The sequence below is a fragment of the Peribacillus sp. NPDC097895 genome (genome assembly GCF_050277555.1).
Lineage (GTDB): Bacteria > Bacillota > Bacilli > Bacillales > DSM-1321 > Peribacillus.
The window spans coordinates 74,337-88,140 of the sequence record NZ_JBNNSH010000006.1 but is presented as its reverse complement, the minus strand read 5'-3'; the positions used below and the strand labels follow the sequence as shown (position 1 = coordinate 88,140).

Here is a 13,804-nt window from a genome sequence, read left to right as displayed (position 1 = left end):
CATTTCCATATTCGAGAAAATATGTTTTTTCTTCTTTTACCCATATCAGATAGAGGTGAGCGCACCATTCTTTACACCTCTAAATTACCAGAAGCCAGCCCGTTAACTATCTACCTCGTCCATTACTAAATCCCCATCTTTGCGTTCATATAAAAAAGCAGTACCCTCATTCAAAAAAGGTAACTGCTCTCTGATAAGCTCCGAACAGTCATTGTCCTTTGACAAATTAGGATTATACCCCTGTACGCTTACGTTGGTTATTCGGCTTTTTGGTCAACTGGCTTTTAAGCTGTTTCGTTTTCTTCACAACGCCCGTTTCCAATTTATCTTTACTTGATCCTGCTTGCTTTTGAGCCAGTTTTTGTTTGACTGCATCCGCCAGGCTTAACTTTTTATTTTCAGACATACTGTTGTCTCCTTTAGTGTTCTGCCTTCTATTATAATATAGTTGCGGTTAGAAAGATAATAGGGAGTTATATCCGATTCCCTTTCAAAAAACACCCTGGATAAAGGAAGTTTCGTCAACAGGGGACTAATTTCCTGCTCCTTAAAAAGGAATAATGATAAATTATATTGACTAATCGTCATTCTGATTGTAATAATCGTCGGTTTCATTCTTTCATGGGCAGAAATCAAATTTTTCAAAGTAGCTTTACCATTCCTTGTGATGGCTTTTCCATTAACGATTGTCCTGACATTCCTCAGCCGTCGATTCAGAAACCCTAATTTTACAGATCATCTGCTTACTTTTTGCATGTCCTGCATTGCTTTATTTTGGAAAACACCTTCCACTTTTTGTTATGATGTGGTTAAAGGAGATGATAAGTAATATGTCTAAGCAAACCCGTATTGGTAAAACAGATCTGTATGTAAATCCGATTGGCCTTGGCACGAATGCCATTGGCGGACATAATCTATTCCCTAATCTAAGCGAGGATACAGGAAGAGATGTTTTAAGAACGGCATTGGAACAGGGAATTAACTTTTGGGATACAGCTTTCATTTACGGTCCTGAGCGTTCCGAAGAACTTATCGGTGAAATCCTAAAAGAAACCGGCAAACGTGAGGATATAATCCTTGCCACTAAAGGAGCCCATAAAGTCGTTGATGGCAATATCGTCTTTGATAACTCTCCCGCTTTTTTGAAAGACGCAGTGGACTCAAGTCTAAAAAGACTTCAAACCGATTACATCGATTTATTCTACATCCATTTCCCTGATGAAGATACACCAAAGGATGAAGCGGTAGGTGCCTTAAAGGAATTGAAAGATGCAGGTAAAATCAAGTCAATCGGTGTTTCCAACTTTTCATTCGAGCAATTAAAAGAAGCAAATAATGACGGCTATGTCGATGTCTTGCAATCCGAATACAATCTATTCAAACGGGAGGCAGAACAAGACTTACTGCCATATACGGCCGAAAATAATATCTCCTTCATTCCCTACTTCCCCCTTGCTTCTGGCCTGCTTGGCGGCAAATATAATCAAGCGTCCACATTCGAGGACGGCCGTGCAAAAAGTCCGCTTTTCCAAGGACAGGCCTTCGTAAGCAACCTGCAAAAAGTGGAAGAAGTAAGAGCGATCGCCGACAGGAAGAATGCCGATGTCGCCGATGTGGTGCTAGCTTGGTACTTAACTCGACACTCGATAGATGTCCTGATTCCCGGAGCGAAAAAGCCAGAACAAGTCACACGCAACTTAAAAGCATTGGATGTCCACCTAACCATGGATGAAATCGCTGAAATCAGTGCCATTTTCGCTTAAAAGTAGATAGGAAAAGGCTGTTCATCTCTAGTTGAACAGCCTTTTCCTTTTTTTATGTCATCCTCGACCATTTTTTAAATGTGCTAACCCAAAGGCTCATTAACATTCAACGTCTTCCTTTAGTAGTTTGCTTACGTTCCTCAACTTTGCTATATTTAGTGAATATTCCATCAATTAAGAAAGAGGCTGCCTCATGAAAAAATCCACTATCATCTTATTTCTAATATTGGCCAATTTGTTCTGGGCCGGTAATTACATTTTCGGAAAATACGTTGTGACCGAGCTTTCCCCGATTCAACTAACATTCATCCGATGGTTAATTGCCGTTTTCTTATTATTCCCTCTAGCACAATGGATTGAGAAACCACAATGGAGGAGTGTATGGAAAGCCTGGAAATTACTATTAGTCATGGGTGTACTCGGTATCATTTGTTATAATTTCTTCCTTTATTGGGCTTTGACCTATACAACTTCCATGAATGCAGCCCTTGTCAATTCCATTAACCCAGCCTTGATTGTACTTTTTTCCGCCTTACTGTTAAAGGAGAAAATTACATCCTATCATGCACTCGGTCTTATCATTTCTTTATTCGGCGTTTTATTGGTGTTAACGAAGGGCCATCTTCTGGAAATTTTTCAACTCACTTATAATAAAGGCGACCTATTGATGATTCTGGCGATTCTCGTTTGGACCTTCTATTCGATAATCGGCAAAAAATTGAAAAGCATTCCGATCATTTCAGCCACAGCCGTTTCTGTATTTCTCGGATTGATTCTCATCGCTCCATTTGCCATTGGCTCTGGACTGAACCTTGATTTAAGCAGTCAAGCGATCATAGGTCTCTTATATATTGGAATCTTCCCGTCCGTCGGTTCCTTTATTTTCTGGAATATTTCCCTTCGTCACATCAATGCAAGCCAGGCTGGAATTTTTCTGAATTTGATTGCTGTCTTTACAGCCATTCTAAGTTTAATTCTAGGTCAATCGATTACCATTGTCCAAATCCTGGGCGGTCTCCTTGTCTTCACTGGCGTCTATCTGACAAGTAAAAAGAAAAAGGAATATCCTGCAGTCACGAAGACCATGAAAAAAATGTCCTGAAATCTATCACCGACGGCTTTCTTGTCTTTTCCCCTTGTCTATGCAGCATGATTTACGTTATCCTTTAAAGAAGAAAATCTGAATGTAAAGGTGTGCTTTAGTTGAGGATCAATAAATATATCAGTGAATCCGGAATTACCTCGAGACGAGGCGCAGATAAATGGATAGCCGAGGGCCGTGTGACGATTAATGGCACTTTAGCTGAGCTTGGCAGTCAAGCTGAACCCGGCGATGATGTTCGTGTAGATGGTAAGCCGATAAAAGTGGAGCAGCAAAATGTATATATTGCCCTGAATAAACCAATCGGGATCACTAGTACGACGGAAAAACATATTAAAGGAAATATTGTTGATTTTGTAAATCATCCGCTTCGAATTTTTCATATCGGCCGGCTGGACAAAGACTCAAGCGGTCTGATTTTGCTTACTAATGATGGTGATATCGTAAATGAAATCCTGCGCGCAGAGAACAAGCATGAAAAGGAATATATCGTAACAGTGGATAAGCCACTCACCGCCTCTTTCATTCAAGACATGTCATCCGGCGTGGAGATTCTGGATACGAAAACACTTCCTTGCAAGGTTAAGCAGCTGAGCAAATATACTTTTAACATCACTTTGATGCAAGGTCTGAACAGACAAATTCGCCGCATGTGCTCCGCGCTAGGTTATGAAGTCCGTGATTTGCACCGAATCCGGATCATGAACATCCATTTGGACGGACTGGCACTCGGACAATGGCGCGATCTGACCGAGGATGAATTGACGGAACTATTTACGGAATTGAATTATAACCCTAGGCAGAGATGATTAATGAGATGCCCCCTATATAGGGGGCATCTTTTTTGCAATCATTATGCTTTACTCGTGAGTTTTGCACTTTTACTTGTGAATTCAACGATTTCATGTGTAAATACCAAAAATAAAAAGCAACCTTCAATAGGCTGCTCGTTATCGGCTATATTATACCCACCATAAGTCAGTCGGGCTTTCGTTGATGAGGACTGTTTTCAAATTGGTTACTGCCCGTTGGAATCCTTCTTCAACTGACATCAGCGGATCTTCGTGTTCGATGCTGACGACGTAATCATAACCGTATGTGCGAAGGGCGCTCATGATGTCGGACCACTCTTGCAGGCTGTGGCCGCATCCTACTGAGCGAAAGTTCCAGGCACGGCTTTGGATATTTCCATATGGCTGCATGTCGGTCAGTCCATACATATTGATGTTATCCTGGTCCAGATATGTGTCTTTAGCATGGAAGTGGTAGATTGCTCCCGCTTTCCCTAGAATCTTAATGGCTCCGACCGGCTCGATCCCCTGCCACCAAAGATGGCTTGGATCAAGGTTAGCGCCTATTGCATCCGATGTAGCTTCCCGCAGTTTCAGCAAGGTGTAGGGTGTGTGAACGAGAAAGCCCCCGTGCAGTTCAAGTCCAATTTTTATATTGTGTTCATCAGCAATGGTCGCTACGTTTTTCCAATAAGGAATCAATTTTTCCTCCCATTGCCATTTAAGCACTTCTGTATACTCATTCGGCCATGGGGCGACAGGCCAGTTTGGATATTTAGCTCCTTCATGATCACCAGCTGTCCCGGAAAAGGTATTGACGACCGGGACCTTCAGTAAGGATGCAAGCTTGATTGTTTTAATGAGTGTTTCGTCACTTTCTTTAGCGAATGCTTCATCTGGAGAGATTGGATTGCCATGGCAACTGAATGCACTGATTGTCAATCCTCTTGATTGAACGGATTCCAAGTATTTTTGGCGTTTTTCTTCGCTTTCCAGCAGTTCATCGAGTGGACAGTGGATATTGCCTGGATACCCGCCTGTACCGATTTCAACTGTTTTTAAACCAGAATCAGCCACATAATCAAGCATATCCTCGAACGATTTTTGAGCGAATAACACTGTAAATACTCCTAATTTCACAAGCCCCACCTCACCTTTTCTTTTCTTTAATTTATACTCATGACCTTCCCACTTGCAGAGCTTTGATAAATGGCTTCGATTATTTTCGAAACTTTCATGGCCTCCGATGGTTTTACCAATGGTTCTGCCAACCCTAGGCAGCTATTAATAAAGTTCTCTGCTTGTTGCAGGTCTGGTGTATCCTCCCCTGGCATCCATACTGCCTCACTATTTAAAAGCATGCCGTGCTTAGCCTGATTCAAGACTAATGGGAACACATCAAGTCCGCCCTGCGTTCCGGATAAACTCAAAACCGTTGCTTCTTCACGGATATTCGCGGCCCAGGATGTTTCGAATAATAAAGAGGCTCCATTGGCGAATTTGATATATGCGGTGGCATGATCATCCACTTCAAATACCGAAGCATCGAAATTACCCCATAGATTGACCTGATCGACACCCTTACTGACATAATTATATGTCGAACCTACGATTTCAATCGGTTCTGGATCATCCATCAGCCATAAAGCCAAATCAAGCAAATGGCAGCCGTAATCGATTACGCTTCCGCCGCCTTGCAATTCCTTACTTGTAAACACTCCCCATCCAGGGACTTTTCGGCGTCTGATTGCCTGTACACGCGCTACATAAGGCTCACCGATTTCACCCGCCTGAATCATTTTCTTTGCAGCCTGTGCTTCCTTCATGAAGCGGTAATGATACGCAGTCGATAGCACTTTACCCGAAAGGTTTGCAGCCTCGGTTATTGCCTTACATTCCTCAGTTGTAATGGCCATTGGCTTTTCGCATAGTACATGTACACCCGCTTGCAGCGCAGCAATGGAAATCTCCGCATGGAACTTGTTTGGCGTTGCAATCGTAACAGCATCCACTTCTGCAAACATCTCTTCATAATTGGTGAAAACCTTCTCGATATGAAATTCACGTGCAACTTCTCTTGCCTTCAGTTCATCTATATCCTGGATGGCGTATAAAACAACCTTATCTTGAAATTTTTGAAAAGCTGGAATATGCCTTTTTTGGGCAATTCCGCCAGCACCGATAATACCCATTTTTAATTTGTACATGATGATTATTAACCCCTTTATAAGCGGATGATTTTTCGGGATGCATTTGATTCCATCGCGCCTAGAATGACTTTTAATGATTTTAATCCTTCAACTCCTGAGACAAGAGGCTCCTCATTGTCCACCACACATTTTACAAAGTGGCTGATCACTTCGGAATCATGCTGTCCATCAGAGTCATTTGTCTGGATGCTTCCTAATTGGATGGTTTCTGTCTTTCCATGATCATGATGGATGATCAGAGAGTATTTTGGATCGTCTTCAAGGCGCAATACGGCTTTTTCCGCATAAATGACCGTCGCATTGTCTTCTTTTGCATAAGACCAGCTGGCGGTAAGAGTACCAATGATACCGCTCTCCGTTCGGAGGATACAGGCTGCACTATCATCAACGTCTGTATTCTTCTTGGCAGTCGTTTCCACAAAGGCTCCCACTTCAACAAATTCTTCTCCCAGGATATACCTTAACAAATCAGCTTTATGAACGCCTAAATCACCCATTGCACCAATGACTGCCTGATCCTTTTTAAAAAACCAGCTTTCCCGTCCGTCTATGCTCCAGGTTTCTGGTCCGGAGTGCCCAAAGGCCGTCCGGAAGCTATAGACCTTTCCTAGCTCTCCACTCTCAATAAGCTGTTTCGCTTTTTGATGCGAGGGAACAAAACGCTGATTATGACCAATCATCAAGATTTTACCGCTTTTCACTGCGGCTTCATTCATTTTTTCAGCGTCATCTAAAGAAGTAGCCATTGGTTTTTCACAAAGTACGTGCTTACCTGCTTCCAAGGCCGCAATTGTGATGCGTGCATGCAAGTAATTCGGTGTACATACACTGATCGCTTCAATCTCCTCATTCTTCAAAAGTTCTATATAATCAGTATATGCTTGCGCTCCATACCTTTGTGCTGCTGCATTCGCCCGGTCTGACACAATATCACATACAGCAATGATCTCTGTTTCCTGATGTGCATCATACTCCGGAAAATGCCTATTTTTTGCAATGCTCCCGCATCCAATGACTCCTACCTTCAATTTGCCCATTCTGCTCTCTCCTTCACTTCAACTCTTTGCCTGAGATGGATTCCATCGGTTCTGCTTTCCCATAGTTCGTCGTTACCATGCCGAATCCCGGCTTGACCCAATCAACTGCATTCTTGATTACCCGTTGTATCTCCGGATTATGGTAAGTAGGATATGTTTCATGACCGGGACGGAAATAGAAAATCCTTCCTTTTCCCCGTTGATACGTGCAACCGCTTCTGAATATCTCACCGCCTTCAAACCAACTGACGAATAATAATTGATCTGGTGCAGGGATATCGAAATGTTCCCCGTACATCTCTTCCCTTTCAAGCTCTATATATTCTCCGATTCCTTCAACGATCGGGTGACTGGGATCGACAACCCAGAGCCGTTCCTTTTCATCCGCCACCCGCCATTTTAAATCGCAAGTCGTGCCCATTAATTGTTTGAAGATTTTTGAGAAATGACCAGAATGGAGGACGATGAGACCCATTCCCTCGAGTACTCGCTTGTGAACCCTTGTAACGATTTCATCCTGAACTTCATCATGTGCGACATGACCCCACCAAAGAAGTACATCGGTTTCTTTCAGTACTTCTTCCGTCAGCCCATGCTCTTCTTCGTCGAGAGTGGCCGTCTTCACCACAACCTTTTCACTTTGTAAAAAGCCGGCAATGGCCCCATGGATTCCTTCTGGATATAATTCGGCAACCTCAGGTTTTTTTTTCTCGTGGCGAAACTCATTCCATACTAGAACCCTCATGAACAATCTCCTCCATATGAATTTGTAGGCTACTTGCTCTGTATATTTAACTAATACCTCTTTATCCTTAACGCAAACGTTTGCGTTAGGAATGATCAAATTCCAGTCGGTTATAAGAACATACTTATGACTTCAAAAAGTATGAATGTTTAAAAAGAATAGTGATAATCCTTATTGTAAATTTATGCTAGCAAAAATCAAGCTTTAAATAGTAAAACATTTCTACAATTTTCATTTAATTTCCTTTTTAACAGCAAAATGCGACTCCCGCTTGATGATTTTGGTAGGGATCATAATGCTTTTTTCCATCATTTCGGGATTTGCAATTAAATCGAATACGCATTTTGCAGCCTCATACCCTAACTGATACGTGTGGATATCAACGGTTGTCAGCGGCGTACTTAAGAACTCTATGAATTCTGAATGATTAAAACAGACGACACTTATCTGCTGTGGTACTTTCAAGTTCTTTTCCGCTAACACTCCAAGCAAAAGAACACCCAATAATAGATCCATAACCAAAAAAGCGGTCGGGGCCTCCCTTAATTCCAGCAAATCGTCAATGGCCTTTATTCCATCTGTTCGATTTAAAGGGATTAATTTGATATATTCCTGAGGCACCTCAACCCCGGCCTGTTCCATCGCTTGTTGAAACCCCGTCAAGCGGTCAGAAATCACCTCGAACTCAGGACTGCCTCCTAAAAAGGCGATTCGCTGATGTCCAAGACTGATTACAAACTCCGCTAATTCCCTGGCGGCTTGAACATTATCGTTATCAATGAATGTGATGCCGTTCATGTTCGTACTTGGCTTCCCTATCAAAACAAATGGAAAGCCGTGCTTTAATAAATACGGCACCACTTTATCGTCCTTTTTCGAGTACAAAACAATCATTCCATCCACTCTTCTGCCCTGGACCATTTTCACTACATCCTCAAAGATGGCATCCTCTGTTTCACCGGTTGTCAGAGAAAGACTGTATCCCTCTTTATTACAAAAATCCCCGATGCCTCGGATCACTTCTGGAAAAAAGGGATTGTAAAGCGATTCCCTTGCTGAACTTTTCATGACGATTCCAATGGCCTTAGTGGATTTCGTGACTAAATTCCGGGCATTTTCGTTCATATGATAGCCCATTTCCTTCAATACCTTGCGAACCTTACGCTTTGTCTTTTCACTGATTGTCGGGCTGTTATGGATTACACGCGATACCGTTGATGGAGCGACATTCGCTTTTTTGGCAACGTCCTTTATTGTAACAGACATATTCATCACCCTCTTTTACCGCACATGGTTTAATATTCCCTATATTTAAATAGTTATTTAACGGCTCCATCTGCAATTCCTTTGATAATTTGCCTTTGAGCAAAAAAATACGCAATGATGACTGGAATGATGGATAAAGTAAGTCCAGCCAAGGCTAGATGCCATTGTTTCGTATATTGCCCGAAGAAGAAGAATAATTTAAGCGGAATGGTTTCAGATCCCGCGCCACCAATAACAAGGGATGGCAGCAAGTAGTCATTCCAAATCCAAATGACATTTAAGATCCCCACTGTAATGGACATCGGTTTTAGTAATGGAAAGATGATATACCAAAATACTTGAAACCGGTTAGCACCATCAATTTTTGCCGCCTCATCTAACGAGATGGGTATCCCTTTTAAGGTTCCATGGTATAGGAAAATGGAAAGACTGCAGCCAAAGCCTAAATACATGAAAATCAGTCCGGCCTTGTTCAGCATGCCAAGCTGTCCGAATTGGGCAACAAGAGGTATCATTACAGACTGAAACGGAATCAACATGGCTGCCACAAACACAAAGAAAAGCAAGGAACTTATTTTACTTTTGTTTCGTGAAAGAGCATATGCTGCCATCGCAGAAAAGATGATGATGATGACTACACTCACACCCGATATCAATAAAGAATTGAATAAAGTCCGGAGGAAATCCAATTGCTCGAACGCTTGAATGAAGTTTTCGAAAGTCCAGGTTTCAGGCAGTCCCAATGTATCGGCAAATATATCCCGCTTCATTTTGAAAGCATTGACAATCATTAAATAAAACGGAGTGAGCCATAATATAGCCAAAATGAATCCGATGAATCCAATCAGCCACAATTTCCATTTGTCCCTCATCACAGCTCAACCTCCCGTTTCTTATTGATATACACTTGCGTTAGTGATACTACCGCCACAATGACGAAAAATATAACGGCTTTTGCCTGCGCATATGCCATATCATTTTCGGTAAAAGCGGATTTTACGATGTTCATCGCGACCATTTCAGTTGAATTATAGGGAGCTCCGTTCGTTAAAGAAAGATTTTGATCATAGATCTTGAACGAGTGGGACAACGTTAAAAACAAACTGACGGTGAAAGCCGGTGCCACAAGCGGAAAGGTAATATGACGAAAACGCTGAAAGCTGTTGGCGCCATCAATTTTTGCTGCTTCTATCAAGTCTTCTGGAACAGCCTGCAAATAAGCAATATAGATGATCATGATATATCCGGCCATTTGCCAAGACGTTAAGATGATCAATCCCCAAAAACCTGTATCCGTCGTTGATAACCATCCATTAAATGCTTCTATGCCTGTTAAATCACCAATTGCACCGAAGACCTTAATGAAAATGAACTGCCAAATAAAACCGAGAATCAAACCGCCAATTAAATTGGGCATAAAGAAAACCGTACGCAGTATGTTGCTTGATTTAATTTTTGATGTCACGATAAGAGCCAAACTTAATCCGATGATATTGATTACCACAATGGCAGCTACGGAAAATTTAATGGTGAACCAAAACGTATCGAGGAACCCTTTATCCGTAAACAAGTCCAAATAATTCTTAAGTCCGATAAAGTCTGGAGTTCCAAGACCGTTCCAATTCGTAAAGGAATAATAAAAGCCATAGATGAGTGGTATGATCACCACCAAAATGAGTGCAGCAAGAACAGGTGTCAAAAACAGCCAATATGCGGCATCCCGATTTCTCAACGAAACCGACCTCCTTTTGAAAAATATAATTTAGTGGAAAACGTGTTTAACAGCAATTACCCTGGCAAATTTCTTCTAATAAGGAACAACCAATCGACACACTTTTCATGACGATTGGTCATTTTCCATTCCGAACAATTATTTGCTATGAATCTTTTCCCAATTTTCAATATTTTGTTGAACAAGTTCCTCCCATGTCAACTTACCAGTTACATATTTTTGGACACTTGCTCCAAGATCATCGTTCCAACCAACCGGATATCCATTAAATACCCAGCCAGTCGTGTTTCCTTCCTGGGAGTACTTATAAATTTCTTTTGAAATTGGATCGGCAATTTTTTCTACATCGTATCCTTCATAAGCAGGAATGAATTTAAAATCTTCCAAAACAGCTTTTTTTCCTTCTTCAGATGTATACAGCCAGTCGAGGAACTTCTTCGCTTCTTCCTGTACCTTTTCATCCGATTTCTTATTTACTGCCCAATAGTTCGGTACGCCGACTGGCATGCCTGTAGCAGTTTCTCCATTAGGAATTGGGATGATGCCGATGCCTTTTTCAGCTAACTCAGGATCCATATCATACACTGTGTTATACACCCAGTTACCTTGCTGAATGATAGCAACCTTTTCAAGTGAGAACAGCTCTTCCACTTGTTGCGAGTAATCAAGACTTGCTGTCGGCTGGACGGAATATTTATTTTGGATATCGACCAATTGCTTAAACTTATCACCATCAGTAAATTTAACCGTTGGAGACTTACTTGCTTCTAACACATTCCCATCAAACTCGGGAGCTAAAAACACATTGGATAAATGGTTTCCTGTCACCCACTTCTCCTTAACCGGATAAGCGAATACTGCATCGATTTTCAATTTACCTTTCTGTGAATCCATTTTCTTGACGGCCGCTTCTAGAGCTGAATAACTAGTAATTTCTTCAGGATTGATTCCGGCTTCTTTAAAAATCCGTTTGTTATAAATCAAACCGTAGCCCTCTTGGTTAAAAGGAAGTCCAAGTACTTGCCCGTCCTCTTCCACGCCATCCAAAGTACCATCAAGTGCAGATTTCGCTGCCTTCGTGTCCTTTAAATCTAATAATCTATCTTTATATTGTTTAACATCAACAGGTCCGCCAATGTTAAAAACCGCTGGTTCCTCACCGGATGCAAACTTTGCCGTAATGGCTGATTTATAATCATTTCCACCTCCGACTGTCGATACCTTGATCTTCACATCCGGATTTTCTTTTTCATATTGTTTTGCCAAAGTCTCGAATTGCGACTTGAATTCTACCTTGAATTGAAATATATCCAGCGTCACTTTATCCTTAGAGTCGCCGTCTCCACCAGTAGAAGAAGAGCATCCAGCCAAAATAACACTAAAAATTAATAAAACAGAAAACATTCCCCCGTACCATTTTTTACGCTTCATGCCTACCGACTCTCCCTTTTTCATAAGATTCATGCAATTTTAAGAAAACGTTTGCATAAAATAATAAAATAAAAGCTTTCTATCTCTCATATTCATAGTCTATTCCTTCTCTTTTACATCACCTCCTCACCAAAAGTTCTTGCAAACGTTTACATTTATGGGCTTAATATTACCACCAAATTCCAAACTTTACAATAAAATTGTAGTATATTGTAAAAAAAGGTTATTAAGAACCTTCTCAACCTAATTATATGATTCAGAAACCTTTTATTATTCCTATATCCGATCATAAAAATAAATTTATCGTACTGGCCTTTTTTCATTCCAAAAGTTACGAACGAAAAGAGGGAAACCCCACGGTCCCCCTCTTTTCATTTCAATACCATCTTCACATTGGATGAACCATATTCATCCTTCAATTCGTAATATTTATCGCTTGCTTGTCCAAACTCTTCAAACACACCGCTAATGATCAATTCATCCGTTTCTTTATCGACTACACTGTACTTGATATTACTTTTCCCAAACTTTCTATCATCCACTTTTAAAAGGATCATCTTGGACACCTCCATATTTAATGGCTGCACTCCTCAGGGTGTGGTATCTCACTTACATAATATAACAAATTATTCTGAATTAACAGATTTTTTTCACTATGCAAAATAAAAAAGCCCATAGGCTTCTTCATTTACTAAATCAATCCGGCATCTGATAAATCACATCATGACTTCGAAATATCCAGGAATCCCTCACCAAATACGTCCCGAACATCATGAATGGCTATAAAAGCATTGCTATCCGTTGACTTCACAATTCTTTTTAACTTGAGTACCTCCTGCTTGCTTATAACAATATATAAAATTTCCTTGGATTCTTTCGTATAGTATCCATGACCGCTAAAAACAGTGACCCCTCGGTCCATCAATACGGTTACTTGTTTTGCAATCTGATCCGCTTCTTTTGATATGATGGTAATCGCTTTTTTCGGATTCAAACCCTCAATGATGAACTCCATCGTTTTCGTTCCAATATAAAGCATAAGGATCGTAAGCATGAGACCTTCTGCACCAATGATGAAATAAGATGAGAGCGCAACGATTAAATCGAAAAACAGAAGTCCATAACTTAAGCTCCATCCCAAATATTTATTCGTAATTCGGGCTAGGATTGTTGTACCGGCTGTCGTACCACCAACTCGAATGATTATCCCAATACCTGCGCCGGCAAAAACCCCTCCAAATATCGCATTGATGACCAATTCATTTGAAGATATACTCCAACTTTCGGTTAAATGGAGGAAAAGCGAATTGAATGCAACGGCAACGATTGTATAAATCGTGGTCATTTTCGACAAATATTTATAGCCGACAATAAGCAGGAAAGCATTAATGATCAAGCTTAACAGCCCTGGTGACCATTCAAAAAGATAAAATAAAATAATCGTTATCCCAGTGACTCCTCCCTCACCGAGTTCATTAGGAATAACAAAAAGATTTATTGCCAAAGCGAAAATAAAAGCTCCTATTAATATAAAGAAAACATCTAAAGAAATCTTTTTCATAATTATTACCTGCCTTTAAGTATTGTTAATGTGAAAGGAAATAGGGTAATTTCACTGCTCTATAGTAACATGGAATTCCACTTATTCCTTCAAAGATTTGCAGGAATTATAAAAAGACTCTCCCAAGAAGATGCCTAAAACAACGGTATTCAAATTCGTCACTAGC

General features: G+C 40.8%; 14 protein-coding genes. 3 read left to right on the top strand and 11 right to left on the bottom strand.

Annotation, left to right across the window (positions count from 1 at the left end):
- Positions 1-232: 232 nt before the first annotated feature.
- A complete protein-coding gene (locus ACQKMH_RS22960; RefSeq protein WP_164468807.1) occupies positions 233-406 on the bottom strand; it encodes a hypothetical protein in 174 nt (57 codons plus the stop codon).
- A gap of 424 nt (positions 407-830) precedes the next feature.
- On the opposite strand from ACQKMH_RS22960, the gene ACQKMH_RS22955 reads away from it, so the two are divergent.
- The 3 genes from ACQKMH_RS22955 (at position 831) to rluF (ending at position 3,674) form a co-directional block, all read left to right on the top strand.
- Positions 831-1,763, top strand: a complete 933-nt coding sequence (locus tag ACQKMH_RS22955) for an aldo/keto reductase (protein ID WP_427589683.1) — start codon at positions 831-833, stop codon at positions 1,761-1,763.
- 193 nt (positions 1,764-1,956) lie between these two features.
- A complete protein-coding gene (locus tag ACQKMH_RS22950; protein ID WP_427589682.1) occupies positions 1,957-2,865 on the top strand; it encodes a DMT family transporter in 909 nt (302 codons plus the stop codon).
- Positions 2,866-2,966: 101 nt separating this feature from the next.
- Positions 2,967-3,674 carry a 23S rRNA pseudouridine(2604) synthase RluF gene (gene rluF, locus ACQKMH_RS22945; protein WP_427589681.1) on the top strand — a complete coding sequence of 236 codons (708 nt, stop codon included), beginning with the start codon at positions 2,967-2,969 and terminating at the stop codon, positions 3,672-3,674.
- A 153-nt stretch (positions 3,675-3,827) separates the two neighbouring features.
- Here rluF and ACQKMH_RS22940 read toward each other — a convergent pair whose 3' ends face one another.
- The 10 genes from ACQKMH_RS22940 to ACQKMH_RS22895 all read right to left on the bottom strand — a co-directional run bounded on the left by ACQKMH_RS22940 (position 3,828) and on the right by ACQKMH_RS22895 (position 13,638).
- Positions 3,828-4,796: a sugar phosphate isomerase/epimerase family protein gene (locus ACQKMH_RS22940; protein WP_427589680.1), complete on the bottom strand. Its 969-nt coding sequence runs from the start codon at positions 4,794-4,796 to the stop codon at positions 3,828-3,830.
- Between the two features lie 26 nt (positions 4,797-4,822).
- Complete coding sequence (locus ACQKMH_RS22935; RefSeq protein ID WP_427589679.1) at positions 4,823-5,863, bottom strand: Gfo/Idh/MocA family protein; 1,041 nt, start codon at positions 5,861-5,863, stop codon at positions 4,823-4,825.
- 17 nt (positions 5,864-5,880) lie between these two features.
- Positions 5,881-6,903, bottom strand: coding sequence for a Gfo/Idh/MocA family protein (locus ACQKMH_RS22930; protein WP_427589678.1), 1,023 nt, complete (start codon positions 6,901-6,903; stop codon positions 5,881-5,883).
- A gap of 13 nt (positions 6,904-6,916) precedes the next feature.
- The gene (locus ACQKMH_RS22925; protein WP_427589677.1) at positions 6,917-7,648 is read right to left on the bottom strand and encodes a ThuA domain-containing protein; all 732 of its coding nucleotides are present in this window, start codon (positions 7,646-7,648) and stop codon (positions 6,917-6,919) included.
- Positions 7,649-7,879: 231 nt separating this feature from the next.
- Positions 7,880-8,914: a LacI family DNA-binding transcriptional regulator gene (locus ACQKMH_RS22920; protein ID WP_427589676.1), complete on the bottom strand. Its 1,035-nt coding sequence runs from the start codon at positions 8,912-8,914 to the stop codon at positions 7,880-7,882.
- Positions 8,915-8,967: 53 nt separating this feature from the next.
- Complete coding sequence (locus tag ACQKMH_RS22915; protein WP_427589783.1) at positions 8,968-9,786, bottom strand: carbohydrate ABC transporter permease; 819 nt, start codon at positions 9,784-9,786, stop codon at positions 8,968-8,970.
- Positions 9,786-10,646 carry a carbohydrate ABC transporter permease gene (locus ACQKMH_RS22910; protein WP_377358483.1) on the bottom strand — a complete coding sequence of 287 codons (861 nt, stop codon included), beginning with the start codon at positions 10,644-10,646 and terminating at the stop codon, positions 9,786-9,788. The genes ACQKMH_RS22915 and ACQKMH_RS22910 overlap by 1 nt, the downstream gene beginning before the upstream one ends.
- A gap of 138 nt (positions 10,647-10,784) precedes the next feature.
- Positions 10,785-12,077, bottom strand: a complete 1,293-nt coding sequence (locus ACQKMH_RS22905; protein ID WP_427589675.1) for an ABC transporter substrate-binding protein — start codon at positions 12,075-12,077, stop codon at positions 10,785-10,787.
- A gap of 371 nt (positions 12,078-12,448) precedes the next feature.
- Positions 12,449-12,634 (bottom strand): hypothetical protein, encoded by a 186-nt coding sequence (locus tag ACQKMH_RS22900; protein WP_230160929.1) that lies wholly within the window; start codon positions 12,632-12,634, stop codon positions 12,449-12,451.
- A gap of 164 nt (positions 12,635-12,798) precedes the next feature.
- On the bottom strand, positions 12,799-13,638 hold the full coding sequence (locus ACQKMH_RS22895) for a YitT family protein (protein WP_427589674.1): 840 nt from the start codon (positions 13,636-13,638) through the stop codon (positions 12,799-12,801).
- Positions 13,639-13,804 lie beyond the last annotated feature (166 nt).

What these genes read in the sequence shown, in the direction of transcription:
- ACQKMH_RS22895 (WP_427589674.1), bottom strand. Translation starts at nt 13,638, where the DNA reads ATGAAAAAGATTTCTTTAGATGTTTTCTTTATATTAATAGGAGCTTTT.
- ACQKMH_RS22950 (WP_427589682.1), top strand. Translation starts at nt 1,957, where the DNA reads ATGAAAAAATCCACTATCATCTTATTTCTAATATTGGCCAATTTGTTC.
- ACQKMH_RS22930 (WP_427589678.1), bottom strand. Translation starts at nt 6,903, where the DNA reads ATGGGCAAATTGAAGGTAGGAGTCATTGGATGCGGGAGCATTGCAAAA.
- ACQKMH_RS22935 (WP_427589679.1), bottom strand. Translation starts at nt 5,863, where the DNA reads ATGTACAAATTAAAAATGGGTATTATCGGTGCTGGCGGAATTGCCCAA.
- ACQKMH_RS22920 (WP_427589676.1), bottom strand. Translation starts at nt 8,914, where the DNA reads ATGTCTGTTACAATAAAGGACGTTGCCAAAAAAGCGAATGTCGCTCCA.
- ACQKMH_RS22955 (WP_427589683.1), top strand. Translation starts at nt 831, where the DNA reads ATGTCTAAGCAAACCCGTATTGGTAAAACAGATCTGTATGTAAATCCG.
- ACQKMH_RS22905 (WP_427589675.1), bottom strand. Translation starts at nt 12,077, where the DNA reads ATGAAGCGTAAAAAATGGTACGGGGGAATGTTTTCTGTTTTATTAATT.
- ACQKMH_RS22900 (WP_230160929.1), bottom strand. Translation starts at nt 12,634, where the DNA reads ATGATCCTTTTAAAAGTGGATGATAGAAAGTTTGGGAAAAGTAATATC.
- ACQKMH_RS22915 (WP_427589783.1), bottom strand. Translation starts at nt 9,786, where the DNA reads ATGAGGGACAAATGGAAATTGTGGCTGATTGGATTCATCGGATTCATT.
- ACQKMH_RS22925 (WP_427589677.1), bottom strand. Translation starts at nt 7,648, where the DNA reads ATGAGGGTTCTAGTATGGAATGAGTTTCGCCACGAGAAAAAAAAACCT.
- ACQKMH_RS22960 (WP_164468807.1), bottom strand. Translation starts at nt 406, where the DNA reads ATGTCTGAAAATAAAAAGTTAAGCCTGGCGGATGCAGTCAAACAAAAA.